The organism is Nocardia sp. NPDC058176, from assembly GCF_042883805.1.
In the GTDB taxonomy this organism is placed as follows: Bacteria; Actinomycetota; Actinomycetes; order Mycobacteriales; family Mycobacteriaceae; genus Nocardia.
Genome location: NZ_JBHVVA010000001.1, coordinates 1,067,110 through 1,090,136, shown reverse-complemented (window position 1 = coordinate 1,090,136; position 23,027 = coordinate 1,067,110). Strand labels below are relative to the sequence as shown.

General features: G+C 70.0%; 21 protein-coding genes. 13 read left to right on the top strand and 8 right to left on the bottom strand.

The features are described 5' to 3' along the window. The first annotated feature begins 86 nt into the window (after window positions 1–86). Window positions 87–830: an IclR family transcriptional regulator gene (locus ACFVVM_RS05185; protein WP_387613099.1), complete on the top strand. Its 744-nt coding sequence runs from the start codon at window positions 87–89 to the stop codon at window positions 828–830. Between the two features lie 43 nt (window positions 831–873). On the opposite strand, the gene ACFVVM_RS05180 is transcribed toward ACFVVM_RS05185, so the two are convergent. The 6 genes from ACFVVM_RS05180 to ACFVVM_RS05155 form a co-directional block, all read right to left on the bottom strand. Continuing rightward, the gene (locus ACFVVM_RS05180; RefSeq protein ID WP_387613097.1) at window positions 874–2,625 is read right to left on the bottom strand and encodes a copper resistance CopC/CopD family protein; all 1,752 of its coding nucleotides are present in this window, start codon (window positions 2,623–2,625) and stop codon (window positions 874–876) included. Window positions 2,626–3,159: 534 nt separating this feature from the next. Continuing rightward, window positions 3,160–3,855 (bottom strand): YcnI family protein, encoded by a 696-nt coding sequence (locus ACFVVM_RS05175; protein WP_387613095.1) that lies wholly within the window; start codon window positions 3,853–3,855, stop codon window positions 3,160–3,162. Next, the gene (locus tag ACFVVM_RS05170) at window positions 3,852–5,549 is read right to left on the bottom strand and encodes a PLP-dependent cysteine synthase family protein (protein ID WP_387613093.1); all 1,698 of its coding nucleotides are present in this window, start codon (window positions 5,547–5,549) and stop codon (window positions 3,852–3,854) included. Before ACFVVM_RS05170 ends, ACFVVM_RS05175 begins: the two co-directional genes overlap by 4 nt. Beyond that, entirely contained in the window at window positions 5,546–6,397 is an 852-nt protein-coding gene (locus ACFVVM_RS05165) for an ABC transporter ATP-binding protein (RefSeq protein ID WP_387613091.1), read from the bottom strand. Before ACFVVM_RS05165 ends, ACFVVM_RS05170 begins: the two co-directional genes overlap by 4 nt. Next, a complete protein-coding gene (locus ACFVVM_RS05160; RefSeq protein WP_387613089.1) occupies window positions 6,391–7,401 on the bottom strand; it encodes an ABC transporter permease in 1,011 nt (336 codons plus the stop codon). Before ACFVVM_RS05160 ends, ACFVVM_RS05165 begins: the two co-directional genes overlap by 7 nt. Before the next feature lie 4 nt (window positions 7,402–7,405). Continuing rightward, on the bottom strand, window positions 7,406–8,503 hold the full coding sequence (locus ACFVVM_RS05155; protein WP_387613087.1) for an ABC transporter substrate-binding protein: 1,098 nt from the start codon (window positions 8,501–8,503) through the stop codon (window positions 7,406–7,408). A 224-nt stretch (window positions 8,504–8,727) separates the two neighbouring features. Here ACFVVM_RS05155 and ACFVVM_RS05150 point away from each other — a divergent pair, with 224 nt between their 5' ends. The 7 genes from ACFVVM_RS05150 (at window position 8,728) to ACFVVM_RS05120 (ending at window position 15,933) form a co-directional block, all read left to right on the top strand. Then, window positions 8,728–9,468: an IclR family transcriptional regulator gene (locus ACFVVM_RS05150; RefSeq protein ID WP_387613085.1), complete on the top strand. Its 741-nt coding sequence runs from the start codon at window positions 8,728–8,730 to the stop codon at window positions 9,466–9,468. A 316-nt stretch (window positions 9,469–9,784) separates the two neighbouring features. Next, window positions 9,785–10,867, top strand: a complete 1,083-nt coding sequence (locus ACFVVM_RS05145; protein ID WP_387613083.1) for an ABC transporter substrate-binding protein — start codon at window positions 9,785–9,787, stop codon at window positions 10,865–10,867. Beyond that, window positions 10,864–11,715 (top strand): ABC transporter ATP-binding protein, encoded by an 852-nt coding sequence (locus ACFVVM_RS05140; protein ID WP_387613081.1) that lies wholly within the window; start codon window positions 10,864–10,866, stop codon window positions 11,713–11,715. The genes ACFVVM_RS05145 and ACFVVM_RS05140 overlap by 4 nt, the downstream gene beginning before the upstream one ends. Then, window positions 11,708–12,592 carry an ABC transporter permease gene (locus ACFVVM_RS05135; protein ID WP_387613079.1) on the top strand — a complete coding sequence of 295 codons (885 nt, stop codon included), beginning with the start codon at window positions 11,708–11,710 and terminating at the stop codon, window positions 12,590–12,592. The genes ACFVVM_RS05140 and ACFVVM_RS05135 overlap by 8 nt, the downstream gene beginning before the upstream one ends. A 15-nt stretch (window positions 12,593–12,607) precedes the next feature. Further along, the gene (locus ACFVVM_RS05130; RefSeq protein ID WP_387613077.1) at window positions 12,608–13,948 is read left to right on the top strand and encodes an LLM class flavin-dependent oxidoreductase; all 1,341 of its coding nucleotides are present in this window, start codon (window positions 12,608–12,610) and stop codon (window positions 13,946–13,948) included. A 66-nt stretch (window positions 13,949–14,014) separates the two neighbouring features. Then, window positions 14,015–15,598 carry an FAD-binding protein gene (locus tag ACFVVM_RS05125; RefSeq protein WP_387613075.1) on the top strand — a complete coding sequence of 528 codons (1,584 nt, stop codon included), beginning with the start codon at window positions 14,015–14,017 and terminating at the stop codon, window positions 15,596–15,598. Then, the gene (locus ACFVVM_RS05120; RefSeq protein ID WP_387613073.1) at window positions 15,595–15,933 is read left to right on the top strand and encodes a 4Fe-4S dicluster domain-containing protein; all 339 of its coding nucleotides are present in this window, start codon (window positions 15,595–15,597) and stop codon (window positions 15,931–15,933) included. The genes ACFVVM_RS05125 and ACFVVM_RS05120 overlap by 4 nt, the downstream gene beginning before the upstream one ends. Here ACFVVM_RS05120 and ACFVVM_RS05115 read toward each other — a convergent pair. Continuing rightward, on the bottom strand, window positions 15,923–16,645 hold the full coding sequence (locus ACFVVM_RS05115) for a 2'-5' RNA ligase family protein (protein ID WP_387613072.1): 723 nt from the start codon (window positions 16,643–16,645) through the stop codon (window positions 15,923–15,925). The genes ACFVVM_RS05120 and ACFVVM_RS05115 overlap by 11 nt on opposite strands. A gap of 160 nt (window positions 16,646–16,805) precedes the next feature. On the opposite strand from ACFVVM_RS05115, the gene ACFVVM_RS05110 reads away from it, so the two are divergent. After that, window positions 16,806–17,144 (top strand): hypothetical protein, encoded by a 339-nt coding sequence (locus ACFVVM_RS05110; protein WP_387613071.1) that lies wholly within the window; start codon window positions 16,806–16,808, stop codon window positions 17,142–17,144. 4 nt (window positions 17,145–17,148) lie between these two features. Here the strand turns inward: ACFVVM_RS05110 and ACFVVM_RS05105 are convergent, their stop codons facing one another. Then, window positions 17,149–17,520, bottom strand: a complete 372-nt coding sequence (locus tag ACFVVM_RS05105; protein ID WP_387613069.1) for a YybH family protein — start codon at window positions 17,518–17,520, stop codon at window positions 17,149–17,151. A 545-nt stretch (window positions 17,521–18,065) separates the two neighbouring features. On the opposite strand from ACFVVM_RS05105, the gene ACFVVM_RS05100 reads away from it, so the two are divergent. The 4 genes from ACFVVM_RS05100 to ACFVVM_RS05085 are packed head-to-tail and all read left to right on the top strand — an operon-like array spanning window position 18,066 to window position 23,019. Further along, complete coding sequence (locus tag ACFVVM_RS05100; protein WP_387613067.1) at window positions 18,066–19,760, top strand: condensation domain-containing protein; 1,695 nt, start codon at window positions 18,066–18,068, stop codon at window positions 19,758–19,760. A gap of 4 nt (window positions 19,761–19,764) precedes the next feature. Continuing rightward, the gene (locus ACFVVM_RS05095; RefSeq protein ID WP_387613065.1) at window positions 19,765–21,216 is read left to right on the top strand and encodes a glycosyltransferase; all 1,452 of its coding nucleotides are present in this window, start codon (window positions 19,765–19,767) and stop codon (window positions 21,214–21,216) included. Further along, window positions 21,213–22,160: an ATP-binding cassette domain-containing protein gene (locus ACFVVM_RS05090; RefSeq protein ID WP_387613063.1), complete on the top strand. Its 948-nt coding sequence runs from the start codon at window positions 21,213–21,215 to the stop codon at window positions 22,158–22,160. The genes ACFVVM_RS05095 and ACFVVM_RS05090 overlap by 4 nt, the downstream gene beginning before the upstream one ends. A gap of 22 nt (window positions 22,161–22,182) precedes the next feature. Beyond that, entirely contained in the window at window positions 22,183–23,019 is an 837-nt protein-coding gene (locus tag ACFVVM_RS05085) for an ABC transporter permease (protein ID WP_387613062.1), read from the top strand. Window positions 23,020–23,027 lie beyond the last annotated feature (8 nt).

Sequence of the window (23,027 nt, the reverse complement as noted above, 5' to 3'; positions counted from 1 at the left end):
ATTCGACATTGTCGAATTGAATTCGTAGAGTACGTTGATGTTGCCTGCGTCACAAGACCCAGCGAGTGATTCATGAAAGGCACGGCGTGATCCAGTCGGTCGATCGAGCTGTCCGCATCCTGTTCGCCCTGCAGGGCTCGCGGCGGATGACCCTGTCGGAGTTGGCCGCCGAGCTCGGACTGCCCGCGACCACGACGCACGGCATCGTGCGCACGCTCACCGCGCACGGCATGGTGGTCCAGGAGCACGGCGGCGGCCGCTACCAGCTCGGTCCCGCGGTCCTTCGCCTCGGCAACGTCTACCTCGACACGCTCGACCTGCGGGCCCGCGCCCTGACCTGGGCTCATGAACTGGCCAGACAGACCGGACTCGCGGTGCGCGTCGGCGTGCTGCTCGGCGAGGACATCGTGATCATCCACCACGAGCCGCGCCCCGACGGCAGCAGGCAGATGCCCGAGGTCGGCATCGAGATCCCCGCGCACGCCAGTGCGCTCGGCAAAGCCGTGCTCGCCCATCTCGCGCCCGCCGACGTCGAGTTGCGCAGCATGACCGGCGCCACCGTCACCGATCCCGCGCAGCTGGCCGCGCAACTGCGCGAGGTGGCGGCGACCGGCCTCGGCTACGAGTGCGATGAGGCGGTGCTGGGCGAATCCTGTGTCGCCGGAGCGGTTTTCGATCGCGCGGGGGCCGTCGTCGGTGCGGTCGGCGTAGTGCTGCCGACCACCGATTGGCCCGCGGGCGAGGCGACGATCGACGCCGTCCGTACCACCGCCAGGACCATCTCCCGGGAACTCGGCGCGACTAGTTGGCCGGCACCGCCCCCGCGATAGGCCGAGACACCGATCGCGTTGACCGGTTCGAACTGTCCTGCGGTTACCAGACCCGGTACGGCACCGTCGCCGCGTAGGCCGTGCTGCGGTCGACGGTGACGGTGAGGCGCAGGTGCCACTCCCCTCGGCCCGGGATTCGGGGCTCGGCGAGGAAGTGGTCGGGGCCGAGGTTCTCCGGGGTGACCCGGCGGAATTCGATGTCGAGGGGCAGGGTTTCGTCGTCGCGGGTCAGGCGGCCGGTCAGTTCTAGGACATCGAGCGGTGTTCCGGTCGCGTCGGCGATCCGCACGGTGAATTCCTGTTCGCCCGAGCCTGCTCCGTCGACGTCGAGGACGGCGGTCAGCGGGCCGAGGGCCACGTTCGTGTGCACCGGCGGGTCGTAGGCATCGCGGGCCGGGGTGATTCCGGCCAGGACGGCGCTCACGACGAGCACGGCACCCAGGACCACGGATTCGATCCGCAGCAGTCCGCGAGAGGTCGCGACCCGCGCGCCGTCGTGGAGTCGGCGCCGGATCACCGACGCGACGGTGAGCGCCAGTGCCACCAGGGCGAGTTTGGCGAGCAGCAGGCGGCCCCAGCTCGTGGTCCACAGTGCGGCAAGGGGTTCCACGCCGCGCACCGCCTGTACGGTGCCGGTCACCGCCAGGACGGCGACGGCGCCGATCGCGAGGGCGCCGAAACGTCGCAGCGCCGCGATGCGCTCGGCACCTCGCCAGAGCAACAGTGCCGCGACGATCCCGCCGCCCCACACGGCCATCGCCGCGATATGAGCCGTCGTACTCGCCACTGCCACAAGGCGATTCGGTCCCGCCACGGCATGCCCCGACGCTGCGGCAGCAACAATGACGATCAGCGCACCCACCGCCGCCGGAACGAGCGCAGGGTACGCGGCGGGGATGCGAACCAGGAAGCTTTCGACGAGCGAACCGTCCGACAAGCGGCCTCGAAGCCGCGCGTGATCGGATTCTCCGTGCGCTCGGTGCGCCGAGGTCCCGTGTATCGCGCTCGCCCGATCTCCTGATGCCTCGCCGCGGTCAGCGGTACGGGCGCCGGACACAGCTCCTACGCTGACGGGCACACCGCCGCGCACCTGACCGGACTGTGTAGCAAGCACTTTCACGGCGCGGGTGAGACCGAACGCGAGTAGTACGGCGCCGAAGGCGCGGAGCAGGGCCGAGGCGCCGGTGGTGGAGGTCAGTGCGTTCGACCAGACGGCGGGGTCGGTCCAGCCTGCGGTGCCGCCGAGGCGGCCGGGGGTGAGGGCGAAGATCGCGACGGCGGTTGTGGCGACCAGGGCCGCTCCGGCGAGGCCGGACTGTCGGACAGCCGCGGGTGGGGCCGGGCCGCACACCAGGACGACCACCGTTACACCGAGGGCGAGGACGATGCCGAGATAGCCGAGGGCGGTGAGCAATCGGACCATCGTGTCCAGGGCGGCGAGGAGTGGATCGGGGGCCGGAGCTGCGAGGGTGGTGTCGGGTGGGGTGCCGAGGCCGAAGACACTGGACCCGCCGACGGTGTGGCCGTCGGCGGACAGGATGACCCAGCTGAGCAGGTAGGTGCCGTCGGCCAGGTCGGCGGGCAGGGTGGTGGAGATGGTGTGATCGTTGTCGGTGTAGCGGATCTCGCCGGTCGGCACCCGGACGCCGTCGCGGTCGAGCACGGCCAGGCCCGATTCGGCGACGGTGACGGCTTCGTCGAACGTGACCGATACGCGGTCCTGCCCGGACGGCAGCACGGTGCCGTAACCGGGGTCGGTGCCGACGAGCACCGCGTGCGCCGCAGCGACGCCCACCGCACCCAACGTCCACAAGCATGTGGCGAACAACACGACCGCCCAACGCAATCCACGTCGACGTCGCTCCGCACACCCCGGATATGCCCCACGAATCAGCAGCTCAGCAGCGGCTTCCCGCGACCGCCTGCCTCTGCCGAATTCGGCAGAGAAGGAGGCCGACACCGCGACCGGGGCAGCATGGACGTACGCGAGCAGTCCGGCAAGCTCGCTGTCGTGCGCCCCCGCACCGCGAGCCGGCTCGGCGCCCTCGTCCGCGTCGGCTCGGCCGCGCGGACAGAGCCCCGCGCGCGCCTGATGCCGATCGAGGCCGACGTGTGCGCGACTATCCACCGACGAAAGCCGTCCAAGCGAGTACCGAGGCGGTGAGCGCGTCGCCCCACCCCGGGTCTCGCTCGTCCGGGGACGGCTGCTCCCGGGGCTCGACCGCCGAGTCCGCCCGGTGGTTCGGTGGTCCGCCGGCCAACCGTCGCCACCACGGGCGCGCACCGCGCGCCCAGTGGATGTCTGCGCCGCCCATTGCCGCCGTCACCATCACCGCGCCGTGGGTGCCGGGGGTTCGGTACGCCGTCCCCGGACGAAGAAGGCGAGGCCCGCGATCACCAGCGCGACCAGGGATACGGCCAGTCCGGCCGAGTCCGACCAGCCGCTCGGGGCGGCTGCCGCGACCGCGGGCGGCGACGAATTGCCGTGCGCCCCTGCGTGTCCGCCGCCGGTGAGCCGGATCTCCGGGGCCGGTTTGTCGGCCTCGGTGCCGTCGACGCTCTGCTCGATCCAGCCGACCACCGTGCCGTCGCTGTAGGTCTGACGGGTGGGCAAAGTGAGGACGCCGGATTCCGGGAACGGGCCGAGGAGCAGCCGGAATTCGGCGAACTCACCCGGCGCCACCCCGGATCCGTCGCGGGCGGTGAACGTCACCGTCGACACCGCCTCGCCGATCTTCTTGCCGTGCCCGTTGTCGATCGGGGTGCTCAGGCGAGTGCTCCGCAGCACCACGTCCCAGCCCGGCGTGGTCTCGTTGCGCACCACGGCCAGCGGTTGATCGCGCGGCAGGTCCACCTCGAGGCCGACCGTGCTGGCGGTGGCCGATTCCGTCGGCACCCGCAGGGTCACCACCGTGTAGGCGCCGGGTGCCGCGTCCGGCGCGACGGCGGTGACGTGGGCGTTGGCGGGAGCAGCGAGCAGCAGCGGTGCCACGAGGACCGGAACGACCCAGCCCGCGCGTCTCATCGCGCACCCGCCTCGGCAATGCCCGCCGAGTTCTCCGCGGCGATCGGATCGGCCGAACCCGAGACAGCCGACGCGGTGTCGACCGACGCCGCAGCGATGGACCCTGTCCCGACCGACGCGGTGCCGACAGACCCGGCAACGATGAACTCGTTTTCGACCGACTCGGTTTCGGCCGACTCGGTTTCGGCCGGCGCCGTCGCACCGGGCGCCGCGACGCCGGACCCGCTGTCGGCCGACTTCGTGTCGCCGGACTCGGCGCCCGACACCTCCACCGCAGCCTTGCCCAGATCAGCGATGTCGAGCGAGCCGACGACCTGGCCCTCGTGCACGATCAGCACCTCACCACGTTGGTCGGCGAGCCTGCGCACAGCAACATCCACCGGTTCGGTCGTTCCTGCGAACGGGAGCGGCGGGTCCAGATGATCAGCCACGGTGTCACCCTCGGGTGCCGTGGCCAGACCGGAGGCCGTCACGGCGCCGAGCACCTCGGCCACCACGATCGGTCCCGCCGACGGTCGCGCCAGGACGACCGGAAGCGCCTCGCGCGCAGCGAGTTCGGCGCGAGCATCGGCGACGGTGGTCGTCGAGGCGAGGACACGGACGGCACCGGGCCGCGCGGCGAGCAGGGTTTCCGGCTCCGCGGACAGCAGCGAACCCACAATGGGCGACGTATGCGACACCAGCAGCGGGAACCCGAACTGCCCCAACCAGCCGTCGTCGAAGTACTTCGACAGGTAGCCCCGCCCGGAGTCGGGTGCGATCACCACCACGACGTCGTCGGGACCGAGCGTCCGCGCCACCCGCAGGGCGGCCGCGATCGACGTGCCCGACGAGCCGCCGAGCAGGAGTCCTTCCTCCTTGGCCAGGCGATGCAGCACCCGCAGGGACTCCCCGTCGGGAATCCGCTCGATCCGGTCGATCACGGCGGTGTGGTAGGACTCCGGCCACTCGTCGAGCTCGGTCTCCGGGTGCAGGTAGTGCCCGACCGATTCGACGTACCAGGCGCGCCCGTCACCACCGCCGTACACCGAGGTCTCGGGATCGGCACCGACCACCTGCACCCGACCCGAGGACGCCTCCTTGAGGAATTCGCCTGCCCCACTGACGGTTCCGCCGGTACCGATGCCCGCTACGTAGTGGGTGACGGTGCCGCCGGTCTGGGCCCAGATCTCGGGGCCGGTGGTCTGGCGGTGCGCATCGGGGTTGGCCGGATTGTCGTACTGACCGGCGAACCAGGCGCCGGGAATCTCCTCGACCAGTCGCAGCGCGACACTACGCAGGTGTTCCGGGTGCCCGACCGGTCGTCCACCGGGCGTCACGTGGACCTCGGCGCCGTAGGCCCGCAGCAGCGCGATCTTGTCGCGGCTGGACTTGTCCGGCACGACCACCACCGTGCGATACCCCCGCGCGGCGGCGATCGCGGCCAACCCGATGCCGGTATTACCGGAGGTGGCCTCGACGACCACCCCACCGGGCCGCAACTCCCCCGCCGCCTCGGCGGTGTCGAGCATGTTGCGCGCCGCCCGATCCTTCACGCTGCCACCGGGATTGAGGTATTCGAGCTTGACGTAAACCGTGGCCGCGATGCCCTCGGTGATCCGGTTGAGCCGGACCAGCGGGGTGTGCCCGACGGCCTGGTCGATGGACTCGAAGACCGCCGCGGTACGCGTGGATTGCCCGATGTCGATGGTCATGCCGCCGACCTTCCTGTTTCGCCGAGCAACCGCAGCACTTCACGCCGCAGTCGCAGATAGTCGGGGTTGTCGTGATCGCGGGGACGCTCGAGCTCCACCGGGAGTTCGGCGATCACCTTGCCGGGGCGCGGGGAGAACACCACCACGCGATCGGCCAGGCGCAGGGCCTCGTCCACATCGTGGGTGACCAGTACCCCGGTGAAGCCGTCGGCCTGCCACAGCCGGGCGATTTCCTGCTGCAGGGTGGCCCTGGTCAGCGCGTCGAGCTTGCCCAGTGGCTCGTCGAGCAGGAACAGCCGCGGCCGGTTCACCAGCGCCCGTGCCAGCGAGACCCGCTGGGCCATACCGCCGGAGAGCTGCGCGGGCAGGCTGTCGCGGAAGCTGTCGAGGCCGACGAGCCGCAGGGCCTCCTCGATCCGCTCGCGGTCGGCTTCGAGGGTGCCGCGGGCCTGGGGACCCAGTGCCACGTTCTCGGCGACCGTGCGCCACGGGAACAGGGTCGCGTCCTGGAACATCAACGCGCGGTGCGGATCCGGGCCGTGGACCTCGTCGCCGTCGACCCGCACGCTGCCGCGCGAGGGTCGTTCCAGTCCGGCCAGCAGCCGCAGCAGCGTCGACTTGCCACAGCCGGACGGACCGAGAAGGGCGACGAACTCGCCGGGTTCGATGCGCAGGCTGATGTCGGTGAGCACCCGCAGCCTGCCCAGTTCCTGGGCCCGGGTCGGGGTGGGCGCGGGTCGGCCGAGCAGCCGGTCGAGGACACCGCGGCGGCGTGGTCCGTCGACGCTGAACTGGTGGGACACGCCCTCGATGTCCACGGCGCTGCCGAGCAGCAGATCGTTCACCATCGCACCAGATCCTTCTGCCAGTTCAGGGCCCGGTTACGGACCCGGAACAAGATCAACATCAGCAACCGGCAGACCACCACCATGATGATGATCGCGGTGTACATGCGCGGGTAGGCGGCCCAGCCCTTGGTCCACTGGATGTACCAGCCGAGACCGTCGCGCACACCCAGCAGTTCGGCCACCGCCAGCGCGCCCAGCGAGGCACCGAGCCCCATGAACAGCCCGGTGAAGATGCTCGGCAGCGCCCCGGGCACCGCGACCCGCCAGATCAGGAAACGTGGTGAGGCGCCCAGGGTCTGGGCCACGTCGAAGTAGCCGCGGGCCACCCCGGCGATACCGGCGCGGGTCAGCACCGCCACCGGGAACCACACGCCGAACGCGACCATGAACACACTGCCTGCGTACGTCGACGGCGAGAGCACCAGCACCAGCGGCAGCAATGTCGCCGCGGGTACCGGTCCGAAGAACTGGAGGAACGGATTGCCCCAGTACGAGGCGACTTTCGACCAGCCCATCGCCAGTCCGGTGCCGAAGCCGGCGATCGCGCCGATGGTGAAGCCGATCAGCAACAGCAGCACCGAATGCCAGGTGCTCGAGGCGAGGATGCCCGCGTCCTCGTAGAAGGCGAGCAGCAGGTGTTGCGGCGAGGCGAAGTGCGGCGGCACCAGCCAGCCGGTCTTGGCGGTCGTCCACTCCCACACCAGCACCCACGCGCCGATCACCCCGATCCACGGCGTCCACTCCCGCAGTTGGGCCGCGGTCGCGTAGCGGGTGTAGCCCAGGATCGCCCAGCCGGTGAGCACCACGGTGACACCCGCGAAGAGCAGTCCGGCGGCCAGCGGGTCGGCGGCGTCGATCCGGTCCGGCAGCCCGAGGGTGAGCGCGGCGGTCAGCGCCCAGATCGCCCAGGTCACCGCGAAGCCGAGCGTGGGCGGGTACCGCAACGCCCGCGCGGTGGCGGGCGCCGCGGTGGCCGTGACCGGCTTCGCGACTGTCGTGGTCAACGGCTCACCACTTCAGGCCGAGATCGACGTACACCTTGTTCGCCAGCGCGTCGGGATCGGTCTTGCGGTCGAGATACCCAGTTTTGGCGAATTTCGCGATGCCGGGGGTGATCTCGGCCTTGAGCTTGGACGCCGACGGGTTGTAGCCATAGGTCGCCAGAATGGACTCGACCACGGGCAGTTCGGCGGCGACGTACTTGTGCTCGACCTGCAGGGCGGCCGTGGCCGGGATGTTGGCACCCACCCAGCGACTGCCCTCCGCCCAGGCGGTCACCAGCGCCCGCGCCGCATCCGGATCCTCGCGCAACAGTTTGCCGTTGATCGCCGTGGCGCAGCAGTAGTGCTGTTTGTTGATGCCCTGCGAGTTGTTGGTCAGCTCGCGGGCCTTGCCCTTCAGCGTGGGCAGCAGGGCGATCGGGTCGCTCGCCGCGATCGCGACGATCTCGCCGCGATCGAGGGCGTCGGGCAGCTGGTCGTTGGCGAAGACGCGCCAGTCCACGTCCTCGCTCGGGTTCAGTCCCGCGTCGAGCAGGTCGAGGGAGAAGAACGACATGGCCGAGTCGCCGATGGCTCCGACGCCGACCGGCTGGCCGCGCAGTTCCGCCACCGACTTGATCGGGCTGTCCGGCGGCACCACGATGCGCAGGCAGCCCTCGTGCAGGCCGACCGCGAGCTTGGCGTCGATGCCCTGTTCGATGGGCTTGAGCCAGGAGAAGAAGATGCCGGGCGCGGCGTCGAGCTTGCCGGCGCCGACGGCGTCCTTGATCTCGTCGCCACCGGTCTTGATGATCTCGACATCCAGACCGTGCTTCTCGAAGATGCCCTGATGGACGGCCGCGTAGAGCGGCGCCTCACAGATGCCGCCACCGTGCCCGATCTTGAGGGCCCGGTTCACCCCGCCCGCGCCCGGCGTGCGGCGAGTGGTCAGCCAGGCGGCGAGGCCACCGCCGCCCACCACGGCCACCGCCGCGCCCGCACCGGCGAACAGCGTGCGCCGCGACAAGGCCGGGCCGGGCCGCTCGGGCGCCGCGGTCAGGTCCTCTTCCTCGTGCGGCGTGTCCGCCACCGGAGGTACTGCATCGCCCGGCTCGGTATTGCTCATCGAAACCCTCGTTCTCTCCACACAATTCGGCGCACGCGATGCGCACGGTCCACCGGCCGCGCGTGCATGTCCTCAGCGTCCCCGCAACCTCCCGGCGCCGACAGGTTTGTTCTCACCCGGATTCGATCGCCGCGCGCGCATTTCGCTCACCGGTGCGCCGAATCATTGCGCCGGCCGATACCGGTGGCGATAGTTCACCCCACGTCGTCGAGCAGGAGGCCTTCATGACCGCCACCGAACCACCGCGCTCCGGCGCCCAAGCCGTCGACCGCGCCGTCCATGTGCTGAATTGCTTTCAGGGCGGCGATCCCGAATTGTCGTTGAGCGAACTCGCGCAACGCGCCGGGTTACCGGTGAGCACCACCTTCCGGCTGGCGCAGGCGCTGGTGCGCGGCAGGCTGCTCGAACAGGACCCGGCCACCGACCGCTATCGGATCGGGCACGGCCTGGCCTGTCTGGCCCGCCCCGCCCTGTCGCGACTCGGGCTCGATGCCGCGGCGCCACACCTGTACGCGCTGGCGGCGGGGATCAAGATCACCGTCAGTCTCAGTGTCGCCGACGCCGACGAGGCACTGACCGTGTTCCAGGCGCGACCACCGGTCTCCTTCTGCCACAACCAGATTCCCCTGGAACGTCGGCCGCTACAGGCCAGTGCCGTCGGGCACGCGTTGCTCGCGCACGCCGCCGCCGGCGCCGATCGCGGCAACGGCGAATTGTTCGACACCGTGCGCAGGCGCGGCTTCGCGGTGGAGGAGATCGACAGCGACGAGCCGATCCGCGCGATCGCCGTCCCGGTGCTCGGGCCGGATCGGCAGGTGTGGGGCGCGCTCGGCGTACAGGCCCGCGCGGTGCGGCTCGATCGCGATCTCGTGCGCGCCGTCATTCCGGCCATGCATCAGATCGCGGTGCGCATCGGCCCGTATTTCCATACCGCCGCCGCTGGTCAGGGATTCGACTCACCGTGATTTCCACGATGTGAAATCAGCATTGCTCCAGCGGTGACAGTCGCGCACCATGTAATTCGAGGCGGCGTCCCCGACGCCGCCCCCGGCACCGAAAGTCCCGACATGATCGAATCTCCCGCGCTCGTCCGCCGTCGCACGGTGGACCTCATGCGCCTGGCCCACGGATTCTGTCGCCGCTGACCCCGCGGCGGCGATTCCGCGCCGCCGAATTCCCCTTTTCTCCACCCCCGGTAATCCGCCATTCGTGCGGATCGTCGCGGCGTGCCTTTGCCGGCCGCCGCGCGATCACGCACGCCGTCGAAAGAATTCGCCGAACATGTTGTCCAAGACCTTCCGACGACGTCCGCTGCGCGCGCTCGCCGCCGCCCTCGTCGCGCCCGCCGCTCTCGCGGTGGTCACCGCCTGCGGCAGCTCCGAGCCCGCCACCAACGCCGACGGCAAGGCGGTGCTGCGCTACCAGGGCCAGACCGGGCAGGTCACGCCCTTCGAACTGGCCGACGACCTCGGCTACTTCGACAAGATCTCCTTGCAGTGGGAGGGCGACTCCACCAGCGGCCCGGCCAATATCCAGGCCGCGGCCACCAAGCAGCTCGAGTTCGGCAGCGCCTTCAACGGCGCGGTGGTCAAGCTCGCCGCCGGTGGCGCGCCGGTCCAGGCGGTGCTCAGCTCCTACGGCTCCGACGCCAAGTCCTTCACCGGCTACTTCGTGCGCGAGGGCGCGGGCGTCACCACCGCCCGCGACCTGATCGGCAAGAAGGTCGGCGTGAACACCCTGGGCGCCCACCACGAGTTCGTCACCCGTGAATGGCTGCACCAGCAGGGCCTCAGCGAGGACGAGATCAAGCAGGTCCAGCTGATCGTGGTGCCGCCGGTGAACACCGAGGAAGCGCTGCGCAGCGGGCAGATCGATGTGGGCGCGCTCGGCAGCGTGTTCCGGGAGACCGCGGTGGAGCGGGGCGGGCTGCACCCGCTGTTCACCGACAAGGACATCTTCGGCGAGTTCAACTACGGCACCTACGTCTTCCGCAAGGACTACATCGCCCAGAACCCCGAGGCCGTGCGCGATTTCGTGCAGGGCACCGCACGGGCCACCCGCTGGCTGCAGATCACCCCGCGCGAGGAGGTCGTCGCCAAGTTCACCGAGATCATCAACAAGCGCGGCCGCAACGAGAACCTGAAGCTGCTCGACTACTGGCGCAGCCCCGGCCTGCCGGTACCGGGCGCGGTGATCGTGGACAAGGAGATCCAGATCTGGATCGACTGGCTCGAGCGCAACGGCGAACTGCCCGGGGGCAAGCTCGCCGCCGCCGACCTCTACACCAATGCCGACAACCCCTACGCCAACGGCACCTATCAGCCGACCAGCGGCCCGACCGGAGAGGTGGTGGCCGCGAAATGAGCAGCGCCACAGCAAAGCTCACGCTCAACGGGGTGAGCAAACAATTCGCCGTGCGGGGCACGGCGGAGAAGTTCACCGCGGTCGACGACATCTCCATCGAGGTCGCCGCGGGCGAGTTCCTCGTGCTGGTCGGGCCCAGTGGTTCGGGCAAGTCCACGCTGCTGGACCTGCTCGGTGGACTCAGCACGCCCAGTTCGGGTGAGATTCTGCTCGACGGCGCCCCGATCACCGGTCCCGGGCTCGACCGCGGCGTGGTGTTCCAGCAGTACGCGCTGCTGCCCTGGCGCACCGCCCGCGCCAACATCCAGTTCGGCCTGGAGGCCAAGGGCGTGCCCCGCAAGGAGCGCAAGGCGATCGCCGACCACTACCTGGAGCTCGTCGGGCTGGCCGGTTTCGGTGACCGCTACCCGCACGAGTTGTCCGGCGGCATGAAGCAGCGCGTGGCCATCGCCCGCAGCCTGGCCTTCGATCCCGAGGTGCTGCTGATGGACGAGCCGTTCGCCGCGCTGGACGCCCAGACCAGGGAGTCGCTGCAGGACGAACTGCTGCGGATCTGGCGCACCACCGGCAAGACCATCCTGTTCATCACCCACGGCATCGACGAGGCGGTTTATCTGGGCCAGCGGGTCGCGGTGCTGACCTCGCGTCCGGGCCGGGTCAAGGCCGTGATCGACATCGACATCGACCGGGGCGGGGACACCGATGTGCGCTCCAGCGAGCAGTTCCGCGACTACCGCCACCGCATCTGGACCGAATTGCAGAGCGAGGTGAGCCGGGCCCAGCAGCTCGAGCTCGCCGACACCGCCACCGTGGCCGCGTCCACCGACAGGAGTCCCGCCCATGTCTAGCGCCGTCCCGCTGCTCGACCGTCCGGCCGAGGTCGCGACCGAACCACCCGAACCCGCCCGCAAACCGGTCGAGGTGCCGACCGGCTTGTCCCGCGCCGCGAGTGCCACCGGTCGCGTCCTGTACCGCGTTTTCAAACCGCTGTTGGCCATCGTGCTGCTGCTCGGCGCGTGGGAGCTCGCACCGCGCTTCGGCGTGGTCGACGAGGTGTTCCTGCCGCCGTTCTCGGTGGTGGTGGAGGCGTTCGTCGAGCTCGCCGCCAACGGTCAACTGGGCGAACATGTCTCGGCCAGCCTCACCCGTTCGCTCACCGGCTTCTCCATCGCCCTGGTGATCGCGGTTCCGGTGGGGATCGCCATCGCCTGGTACCAGCCGGTCTCGGATTTCCTGAACCCGGTGCTGGAGCTGTTCCGCAACACCGCTGCCCTGGCGCTGCTGCCGGTGTTCGTGCTGATCCTCGGCATCGGCGAGACGTCCAAGATCGCGCTGATCGGCTTCGCGACCTTCTTCCCGATCCTGCTCAACACCATCACCGGGGTGCGCACCGTCGACCCACTGCTGGTGAAATCGGCCGTGTCGCTGGGCTTCTCGCCGCTGCGGCTGTTCCAGAAGGTGATCCTGCCCGCGGCCATCCCGTCCATCTTCACCGGCATCCGGATGGCGGCGGCGGGGTCGATCCTGGTGCTCATCGCCGCGGAGATGATCGGCGCGCGGGCCGGTCTCGGCTATCTGATCACCGCCGCGCAGCAGAACTTCCAGATCCCGCAGATGTACGCGGGCATCGTGGCCATCTCGCTGATCGGCCTCGGTTTCAACTTCGCCCTCGTCGCCCTGGAACGCCGCCTCTCGCGCTGGCGCACCTCCCCGACCAACGCCTGATCAGGAGCTCTTCTCGTGTCTCGCAAGACCTTTCACCTCAATGCCTTCCTGATGGGTGTCGGCCACCACGAGGCGGCCTGGCGCCATCCCCGGACCGACGAGCGGCGCGTGCTCGATGTGCGCCACTTCCAGGAGCTCGGGCGCATCGCCGAGCGCGGCAAGCTCGACTCGGTGTTCTTCGCCGACACCCTCGCGGTCGGTCCGCGCGTGGAACGCAACGCGCTCACCGTGTTCGAACCGGTGACGCTGCTCTCGGCCATCGCCGCCGTCACCGAGCGGGTCGGCCTGATCGCCACCGCGTCCACCAGCTACAACGAACCGTTCAATCTGGCCCGCAAGTTCGCCTCCCTCGACCACATCAGCGCCGGGCGGGCCGGGTGGAACATCGTCACCTCCGGCAATGTCGACGAGGCCTACAACTTCGGCCTCGACGCGATTCCCGAGCACGCCCGACGCTACGAGCGGGCCGAGGAGTTCGTCGACGTGGCGCTGTCGCTGTGGGACAGCTGGGAGTCCGACGCGGTCGTGCTCGATCCCGAGACCGGGGTGTTCGCCGATCCGGCCAAGGTGCACGCCCTCGACTACGCCGGGGAGCGGTTCCGGGTGCGGGGGCCGCTGAACTCGCCGCGTGGTCCGCAGGGCAGGCCGTTGCTGGTGCAGGCGGGGTCCTCGGAGTCGGGCAAGGAATTCGCCGCCCACCGCGCCGAGGCCGTGTTCACCGCCCAGCGCACCGTCGAGGAAGGCGTGCGGTTCTACCGCGATCTCAAGTCGCGGCTGGCGAAATACGGTCGCGCCGAGCACGAGTTGAAGGTGCTGCCCGGGCTGGTGCCGTTCATCGCCGACACCGCCGAGGAGGCCAGAGCGCTCGAGCAGGAGTTCACCGACCTGATCTCCCCCGATTACGCCCTGCGCCAGCTGTCCTCGATGCTCGGGATCGACCTCACCGCGCACGCCCTCGACGCACCGCTGCCACCGCTGCCCGCCGAGAGCGAGATCCAGGGCGGCAAGAGCCGGTTCACCCTGGTCAAGGAGCTCGCCGAGAGCGAGGAGCTGACCGTGCGCCAGCTCATCGGCAAGCTCGGTGGCGGCCGTGGGCACCGAACCTTCGCCGGCACGCCCGAGCAGGTGGCCGACGAGTTGCAGACCTGGTTCGAGGCGGGCGCGGCCGACGGATTCAACATCATGCCGCCGTATCTGCCCGGTGGACTCGAGGTCTTCGTGGACCGGGTGGTGCCGATCCTCCAGGAACGCGGCCTGTTCCGGGCGGACTACGAATCCACCACCCTGCGTGGTCATTACGGCCTGGATCCAGTGGAAAGCCAGTTCGCCGAGCGGGATTCGCGGGTGAGCGCCTGACAGGCACTCCCGACCGCACACCACTGCTCGACTCAGCCCAATCCGCACCACCCCGAGGAGCCCCTGTTGACCTGGCAGACAACCACCGACGTCCTCATCATCGGCGGCGGCCCCGCCGCATCCTGGGCCGCCATCCACGCCCGCGAGGCAGGCGCCGACGTCATCCTCGTCGACAAGGGCTACTGCGGAACCAGCGGCGCCACCGCACCGTCCGGCACCGGCGTCTGGTACGTCGCCCGCGAGGAGACCGCCCGCGCCAACGCCAAGGCCAGCCGCGAGGCACTGGGCGGCTACCTCGCCGACCACTACTGGATGGACCGCGTCCTCGACCAGACCTACGCCAACATGAACCGCCTCGCCACCGAGGGGCGCTACCCGTTCCCGGTCGACCCGGCCACCGGCGCCTCACTGCGCACCGGTGTGCAGGGCCCGGAGTACATGCGCCGAATGCGGGCCTGGCTCAACCGGATCGGGGTGCGGATCCTCGATCACTCCCCCGCCCTGGAACTGCTCGTCGACGACTCCGGCGCGGTCCGCGGCGCGGCGGGCCATCAGCGTCAGCTCGATCGCGACTACCGGATCACCGCGGGCGCGGTGGTGCTCGCCACCGGCGGCTGTGCGTTCCTGTCCCGCGCGCTCGGCACCAATGTCGACACCGGCGACGGCGCCCTGATGGCGGCCGAGGCCGGCGCCACATTCTCCGGCATGGAGTTCTCCAACGCCTACGCCATCGTCCCCAAGGGCTCCACGATCACCAAGACCGCCTACTACGGGTACGCCACCTTCTTCGGCGAGGACGGCAGCGTGCTCGAGGGCGCCGGGTCAACCAAGGGCCGCTCGGTGATCGCGCGAACCCTGTTGCGGGAGAAGGTCTTCGCCCAGCTCGATCGGGCGGACGCGACGGTCCAGGAGCAGATGCGCGTCGGCCAGCCGAACTTCTTCCTCCAGTTCGACCGGCGCGGAATCGACCCGTTCACCCAGCGTTTCGAGATCGATCTGCTCGCCGAGGGCACCGTCCGCGGCACCGGCGGCATAGATGTGATCGACGACGACTGCGCCACCACGGTTCCCGGCCTGTACGTCGCGGGGGACGCGGCCACGCGGGAGCGGATCTGCGGCGGCTTCACCGGCGGCGGCAGCCACAACGCGGCCTGGGCGATGTCCTCGGGCAGCTGGGCCGGTGGGGGCGCGGCCCGGCACGCACTGGAGGCAGGCCGGCCGACAGCGGTGCACGGCATCGGCGGAGTCGGCTTGCGCCCCAGCGAATCCCCATCGGTCACCGCCGACGAGATCGTCACCGCCGCACAGCACGAACTGCTCCCGTTCGAGAAGAACTACCTGCGCCACGGCGACCGGATGCGTCCCGCCCTGGCGCGGCTCGACGAGCTGTGGGACACGGCCGCGGCACACCTCGGCGGCAGCACGGGCGACGAGCGGGTCCGCGCCCGCCAGGCCGCGGCGATCACCGCGGTCGGTCGCCTGATGTACCGATCGGCCCTGGCGCGCACCGAGACCCGGGGCATGAGCAAGCGGGCCGATCATCCCGAGCTCGACCCGGAGCAGCATCACCACCTGCTCTCCGGCGGCCTCGATCAGCCGTGGGTCGGCCCCGCGAGCACCCGCGACGCCGGGCTGGCGGTGGCGTCGTGATCGAACTGCTGCGGGCGCAGGACTGCATCGGCTGCGACAAGTGCGTCGATGCCTGCCCCACCAATGTCTTCGATCGCGCCGAGGGCGGCATCCCGGTCATCGCGCGGCAATCCGATTGCCAGACCTGCTTCATGTGCGAGGCCTACTGCCCCACCGATGCCCTCTACGTGTCCCCGGAAGCGACCCCGCTCCCGCCGGAGGCGGAGGTGCCCACCGAGCACATCGGCCGCTACCGCGAGAAGCTCGGCTGGGGACGTGGCCGGACGGCGGGCGCGCGCGTGGCCGTCGGTCCGCGGCTGCCGCACGGCGCGCCGCCGCCACGGCTCACCCAGTGAACAGGTCGGCGGTCACGTGGCGCGGCAGCGTACCGAACAGCGGGCCGTCATAGATGGTGCGCTCGACCACCGGATCGGGCACGCGCAGCAGTTCGGCGGTGCTGACCTCACAGAAGTCGTACCGGTCGTTCTCGCGCTGCAATTCGACCAGCGACACCTCCGAGACGGTGTCGTCGAGGGAGAAGTCGGCGAAGCCGTCCGTGTCGAGGGCGGCCTCGATGGCGCACACCGGCATCGGCCCGGTCGCGTGGGCCAGGGTCAGATAGGGGCGCAGCGGCTCACCGAACTCGGGGATTCGCTCGCGAATCCACACCCCGGTCAGCGCGCTGATCAGGTCTTCGCGCACTCGCAACAGTTCCTCCGGCAGGGCGATCGGCAGGCGCACCGAGTCGGCGGCGACCACCGGCGGGCCGAAGGTGAGCTGGAACGGCGCGTGCCCGGCCAGCAGTTCGCGCGCACCGGCGACCAGCGCCGCCAGGTGCACCCCCTTGACCCCGTCGACGAAACCGACACCCTGCACGGCCACCCGCAGCCGGGCGACATCGACCTGTTCGAGCCCGGGTAATCGGCTCAGCACCGGGGCGAAGATCTCCACCAGCTTGTCGGCGACCGGCTGGGTGGGGGTGACCTGCCAGTCGTAGAACGACCGGCCCGGCGTCCACCCCGGCCGCCACCACCAGCGGCTGGCAACAGTCATCTCGCTCGCGATCATGGTGTCCCACCTCTCGATCTCCGCGATGCCAGTTACCTGTCAGCGACGCTATTACCGCTGAGAGCTCGTCACAACGCAGCGAGACCGATCTGTTGCGTCTTCGATCCCGAGTCCACGCTTTGACCGACAACCCGTGCGCCAGAGTCTCTACACTGGCCGCATGCCAGTTCGACGGCTGATCACGCTCTCCGCGTTCGCCTTCCTCGTCCCGCTCGCCTCCGCCTGCACCATGACCGGTCCCGGTACCACCACCGAGTGCACCGTCAGCGGGTGCACCGTCACCTTCGACCGGGGTGTGGACGCCAAGGCCTCGGTCCTCGGCATCGACGCGGAGCTGGTCGCCGTCGAGGGCGATCTGGTCACGCTGAGCATCGGTGGCCAGCGGGTGACCGTGCCGGTCGGGGAATCCGAGGCCACGGGCGGCACGAACGTGCGGGTCAGTGAGGTCACGCCGGACAAGGTGGTCGTGGAGCTCGCGACCGGACTCGAACAGAACTGAGCACTCAGCCCAGGACGTTGGGCTGATCGAGAATCCAGCGCCAGCTGCCGTCGGCTTGGCGGCGCGCCACCTCGACGGTCGCGCCGGAGCCGCCGGGCAGGCGCGAGGAGGTCAGGGCCAGGTCGCCCGCGCGTAAGGCGGGCGCCTGACTGCCCAGCTGGAAGACCGGGCGGTCGGCGACCAGGCGCGCGTAGGCGGCCCTGATCTCCTCGATGCCGGTGGCCACGACTCCGTTCGGCAGCGCGAGCACCGCGTCGGATTCGTACAGTTCGACCAGGCCGTCCACGTCACCGGCATTCAACCGCTCGACCACCAGCCGGCTCAGATCCTCCGGGCGCTGTGCGCGTTCACGCATCGCGTCGATGTTCTCGGTCATCGCCACCCTCCTCGACATGGGTTGTGCCGCAACGGTAACGCCGGGGTACGACACGAACGGGCCGCGCAACCCGAAAAGACGGTCGCGGGCACTTTTCCGGCGGGAACAGCGCGCCGACACATATCGCTTCGGACATAGTGCCGATCGCCCATGAATGGCGCTGGATGAACACACGGGAAACGCAGTTGGACAACCGTCCATTGGCATTGTGATCACGGCGACAGTGAGCGACTTTCGCCCGTGAACAAAATGTCAGCGGACACCGCCGTTCTCGAATAGTTCCATTCCGAAACAGTCTGTACAGCAAGCGAAATCACTGGTGGAAACAATGGAAATACCAGGCCGGGGACTTTTGTTCAGCCCAAACCGTGATGCCGGTCACGGGCTCGCGTTTCCCGGAAACGCCGATACGCTCTACCTCGCCGAGGCTTCCCCGGGAATTGACCGTCGAAGATCCGGAGCGCATCAGGTGACACAGCGAGGTGTTCTCCCGAATCCCATCCTTTCGCCGAATCGGCATGTATTCGTCACGAGGTGAACCCGCCATGGAATACACCCATTTGTCCGAATTCGAGATCCGCTCCGGCGCCTTGTCGATCTGGACGCCCGAACTGGCCACCGGCGCCTGGCAGCGCGATGACCGGCCGCTGACCAGCGTGCACGCCGGTTACTGCGCGAGCGTCGATCCCGCCGATCCACGACCGGGCCGTGGGCGCTGGATCGGCACGGTGTTCGAGATGGACGCGCCCTTCGACGCCCCCACCTGGTGCGAGACGCTGCGGCGCTGGCACGCCAGGCACGAGGGACTGCGCACCACCGTGGCCGCCGAGCCGGGGACACCACCCCGCAGGCTCGTCGCCGACGCCCTCGCCGTGACCATCGCCGAGCAGCCGGTCGACGGACTCACCGACGGTGCCCTGATCAATGAATTCCTCTGCGGTGCACTCGAATTGCGGCTGTCGCCACTGGTGTGGCCGCACTGCCTCACCGCCACGGTCACCCACGACGAAACCGCGAACTTCACCGTGCTCGTCGCCGCCGACCACTCGGTGATGGACGCCTACTCCCAGGCCATCCTCATCCTCGAGCTGCGTGCCCTCTACGGCGAAGTCGGTGCAGGTGAGGCGTCACGCGAGTCGGACACCTTCGGGAGTGCGGCCGATTTCGCCGTGCTCGAGCGGGCGGCCGCCGCGGAACTCGACGTCGACGCACCGGCCGTCGCGGTCTGGCGGGCATTCCTCGCCGGTGGTGACGGGATGCCGCGATTCGCCGCGCACGCGCACCGACCAGTGCCCGCCGACCTGCCGCAGCCCAGTGTGTCGCGACGCGTGCTCGACCTCGCCGCGCTCGAGGACCTGGAAGCGGCGCTCGACCAGGTCCGGCACCGGATGTCGGTGGCGGTGTTCGCCGCGCTCGCGGTCGCGGGGCGGGAGCGGTTCGGCACGGACCGGATGCGGACCGTCATGCCGATCGCGACCAGGCCCGACCTGCGCTGGCTCGAGTCGATGGGGTGGTTCGTCAATGTCGTCCCGGTCGACATCGCGCTCGAGCCCGGCACGGGCATCGCCGGTGCGCTCGAATCCACGCGCGCGGCACTGCGGTGCTCGCGCGCGGCCAACGACGCCTCCTGGTCTCGGGTGCTGGAACTGCTCGAGGTCGCCGAGACACCGCGCTTCGGCGTCTCCTTCCTCGACATCCGCGTCCTGCCCGGCTACGAACTGGTCGCCGAACTGCGCGGGCGGACATTGCGCGCGGTGTCCTACTCACCCGACGAGGTCTTCCTGTGGGTGGTCCGCGCGGCCGACGGCCTCTACGTCTCGACCCGCTACCCGGCCGCACTACCCGCCGAGGTGATGGACGACTACCTCACCGAGTTCGGCCGGGCACTCACCTCGATCGCGTCGACACATCTCGACGCATCGGTTCCCGCCGTCGCGCTGACCTCCGCTGTCGACCCCACCGTCGACCCGACCGCCACCGCTGTCGACCTCACCGTCGACCCGACCGCCACCAACGTCGAGCCCACCGTCGACCCGACCGCCACCAACGTCGAGCCCACCGTCGGCCTGCCCGCGACCACCTCGGAGTCCGCCGTCGTCGGATCGCGTCCGTCCATCCCCGCACCGGCTGCAGTTCGTCGCCGCTCGGACCCCAGTGGCGCCGACCTCCACTCCCCCGCACGTCCGGCATCGGCCGTCGACGAGGCGACACCGATGCCCGCCGTCGCGCAGGCGGGGTGAGCGGATGCGAGCACTGTTGGCCTTCACAGGCAGCCGTGGTGACGCGCAACCGGGCATTCTGTTGGCGCGAGCACTGCGCGAGCGCGGGCACGAGGTGACCTTGGCGTTGGCGCCGAATCTGGTGGCTTTCGCGCTGGACCACGGCGTTCCGGCCGTGCCGTTCGGGTGCGACACCGGCGATCTGTTGCACGCCCAGCGCACGGATGAACGTTTCGCCGCGCGTGACCCCCGGGCGCGATCGCGTGCGCTGTTCGAGCTCCAGCGGCGCGGGGTGCCCGAGGCGCTCGCGGATCTGCGGGCGCTCGCGCCGGGGCACGACGTGGTGGTGGCGGGGATGGCGGGTGAGGAGCTGGCCGAATCGGTCGCGCGGTCGATCGGCGTGCCGTTCGCGGCCGTGCACTTCTTCCCGATCCACCCCAACAGCGCCGTTCCGGTCGTGCCCACCCGCTGGGCGGCGCGGCTGCCCGGAGTCGTGCACCGCTGGGGTTGGTCGATGCTGGCGCGAGCCAGGGCGGCGGCGTTGTCCCCGGTGCTGCCCGCCGATCTCGACCCTGCCACACCGAGCGTGCGAATCCAGGCCTACGACCCCGATCTCTTCCCCGGGCTCCGCGCCGAATTGCCCGGCCCCTTCGCCGGGTTCCCGATCGACGTGGACGGGCTCCTCCGAGATCGGACGAGCGGGGTCCGCATCACCCCAAACGGTTCGGTCACCAGCACTCGTCCCGGCGAAGATTCCTGGGACCTGCCGCCATCCGCCACCACTCGCCCTCTGGCGGACGAATCCTCCACCGCTCCTATGGGTCCCAACACGGACACACTGTCGACCAGCACCTCGGCGTGGGGCACCGAGTTCGGTGCCCAGCTCGTAATCGACTCTGCCACAACTGTTTTCGATGTAGATCATGCTCTACACGCGTGGCTCGAGTCCGGGACCGCGCCGATCTATGTCGGGTTCGGGTCGATGGATGTCGGCGATCCGGTCGCGTTCGTGGCAATGCTGCGCGCGGTCTGTGCGGCGCGAGGGCGCAGGCTGCTGCTCGCGTCGGGGTGGGCCGATATCGCACCCGGTATCGACGACCAGGTCGCCGTTGTCGGGCAGGTCGATCACGCCCGTGTGCTGCCGCAGTGCGTGGCCGCGGTGCATCACGGTGGCGCAGGCACCACGGCAGCCGCACTGCGGGCCGGGGTGCCGCAGGTGATCTGCTCGGTGCAGGCCGATCAGCCCTACTGGGGGCAGGCGCTGCAGCGTCTCGGTCTCGCCGCGACGACACCGGCCCGAACACTCACCGCCGCGAAGCTCACCGCGCTACTCGATCTGGTCGCCGCACCCGAGGTCGGCAGGCGCGCGGCGAACTGGGCGGCCGGGTTGCGCACCGACGGCGTCGCGCGCACCGCCGACGCGGTGGAACACCTGCTCGACACCGCTGAGATCCACACCGCAGGGAGGCTGCAATGAACACCGACATCGCCATCCGCACCACCGGTCTCGGCAAGTCCTACGGCGATTTCACCGCCGTCGGCGGCGTCGATCTCACCGTCACGGCCGGGACGGTCTTCGCCCTGCTCGGACCCAACGGCGCGGGCAAGACCACCACGGTCCGCATGCTCGCCACCCTGGTCCGTCCCGATCGCGGCGGCGCGGAGGTCTTCGGCTACGACGTCTTGCGCGACGCCACCGCCGTGCGCTCCATGATCGGGCTCACCGGCCAGTACGCCTCGGTCGACGAAACCCTCACCGCCGGTGAGAATCTGCGCCTGTTCGGCCGCCTGCTCGGGCTCACCCGGCGCGCGGCGGCCCGTCGCAGCGCCGAGCTGCTCGAGCAGTTCGAGCTGGCGGCGGTCACCGACCGCCCCGTAGGCCAGTTCTCCGGGGGGATGCGCAGACGCCTCGACCTGGCGGCGACGCTGCTCACCGATCCGCCGCTGATCTTCCTGGACGAACCGACCACCGGCCTTGACCCGCACACCCGCGACCGCATGTGGGGCATCATCCGCGGGCTCGTCGCCCGCGGCGCGACCGTGCTGCTCACCACGCAGTACCTCGAGGAAGCCGACGCGCTCGCCGACCGGATCGCCGTCATCGACCGCGGCGCGATCGTCGCCGAGGGCACCGCCACGGAGTTGAAGTCCTCCCTCGGCGCACAGGTGCTGCGGCTGGATCTCCTCGACCCGACCCAGTCCGTGCGCGCGCGGGCGATCGTCGCCGAGCTCACCGGCGTCCCGCCCGAGGACGCCGCCGAAGGCACGCTCACCATCGCCCTCGCCGACGCGGGCATCGCCGCCGACATCGTCACGGCCTGCCGGGCCGACGGCATCGCGCTGCGCGGTTTCGCCGTCGACCGACCGGATCTGAACGAGGTCTTCCTCGCTCTCACCGGCACCGCGCGCACCGCCGCCTGATCTCGAGAAAGCCGAGGACATCATGACCGTCACCATCGCCGAGATCGCCGTCGAGCCGACCACTCGCGCCATGATCGACCGCCGCCCCCGGATCACCCACGTCGGGCTGCGCGCCGCGCTGTTCCAGTCCCTGATGATGGCCTGGCGCGGCCTGCTCACCTTCCGCCACAGCCCCCAGCTGCTCTACGACGCACTGCTGCTGCCGATCGTCGGGCCGCTGCTGTTCGGCAGTATTTTCGGCACCGCCATCGCGGGCAGCACCCAGGCGTACCTGCCGATCCTGATCCCCGGCGTGCTGGTGCAGATCGTGCTCACCTCCTCGGTCGCCACGGGAGTCCAGCTGTCCGAGGACATCCGGTCGGGGGTGTTCGACCGGTTCGTCGCCATGCCGATCGCACGGTCGGCGCCGGTCGCGGGCGCACTGCTGGCCGGGGCGACGCGGTATGTGATCGCGGCGACCACGGTGGTGATCGTCGGGTTCGCCATGGGCTACCGGCCCGAGCATCCGGTGGGATTTCTCGCGGGCGCGGTGCTGGTGGTGCTGGCGACCACCGCGATCAGCTGGCTGTTCGCGTTCATCGGCGTCACCGTGTCGCGCCCGGCCGCGGTGCAGGGCATGTCGATGCTGGTGCTCACCTTCCTGAGTTTCGCGTCCAACGCGCTGGTGCCCGAGACGGTCATGCCGACCTGGCTGCGGTACGTCTCCGACTACAACCCGGTGTCCTATCTCGTCTCGGCCGTGCGCGCGCTCGCCGAGCACGGCACCGTCGGCGCCGACGCCTGCTGGGCGGTGCTGGCCTCGCTCGTCGTCGCCGCGGTGTTCGCGCCGCTGACCGTCCGCACCCTGCGTGCCCGCTGAGGAGCCAC

Bases quoted from the DNA above. Each gene is read 5' to 3' on its own strand.
- ACFVVM_RS05100 (WP_387613067.1), top strand. From the start codon at position 18,066: ATGGAATACACCCATTTGTCCGAATTCGAGATCCGCTCCGGCGCCTTG.
- ACFVVM_RS05110 (WP_387613071.1), top strand. From the start codon at position 16,806: ATGCCAGTTCGACGGCTGATCACGCTCTCCGCGTTCGCCTTCCTCGTC.
- ACFVVM_RS05145 (WP_387613083.1), top strand. From the start codon at position 9,785: ATGTTGTCCAAGACCTTCCGACGACGTCCGCTGCGCGCGCTCGCCGCC.
- ACFVVM_RS05170 (WP_387613093.1), bottom strand. From the start codon at position 5,549: ATGACCATCGACATCGGGCAATCCACGCGTACCGCGGCGGTCTTCGAG.
- ACFVVM_RS05095 (WP_387613065.1), top strand. From the start codon at position 19,765: ATGCGAGCACTGTTGGCCTTCACAGGCAGCCGTGGTGACGCGCAACCG.
- ACFVVM_RS05105 (WP_387613069.1), bottom strand. From the start codon at position 17,520: ATGACCGAGAACATCGACGCGATGCGTGAACGCGCACAGCGCCCGGAG.
- ACFVVM_RS05115 (WP_387613072.1), bottom strand. From the start codon at position 16,645: ATGATCGCGAGCGAGATGACTGTTGCCAGCCGCTGGTGGTGGCGGCCG.
- ACFVVM_RS05150 (WP_387613085.1), top strand. From the start codon at position 8,728: ATGACCGCCACCGAACCACCGCGCTCCGGCGCCCAAGCCGTCGACCGC.
- ACFVVM_RS05135 (WP_387613079.1), top strand. From the start codon at position 11,708: ATGTCTAGCGCCGTCCCGCTGCTCGACCGTCCGGCCGAGGTCGCGACC.
- ACFVVM_RS05165 (WP_387613091.1), bottom strand. From the start codon at position 6,397: ATGGTGAACGATCTGCTGCTCGGCAGCGCCGTGGACATCGAGGGCGTG.
- ACFVVM_RS05090 (WP_387613063.1), top strand. From the start codon at position 21,213: ATGAACACCGACATCGCCATCCGCACCACCGGTCTCGGCAAGTCCTAC.
- ACFVVM_RS05085 (WP_387613062.1), top strand. From the start codon at position 22,183: ATGACCGTCACCATCGCCGAGATCGCCGTCGAGCCGACCACTCGCGCC.
- ACFVVM_RS05140 (WP_387613081.1), top strand. From the start codon at position 10,864: ATGAGCAGCGCCACAGCAAAGCTCACGCTCAACGGGGTGAGCAAACAA.
- ACFVVM_RS05175 (WP_387613095.1), bottom strand. From the start codon at position 3,855: ATGAGACGCGCGGGCTGGGTCGTTCCGGTCCTCGTGGCACCGCTGCTG.
- ACFVVM_RS05155 (WP_387613087.1), bottom strand. From the start codon at position 8,503: ATGAGCAATACCGAGCCGGGCGATGCAGTACCTCCGGTGGCGGACACG.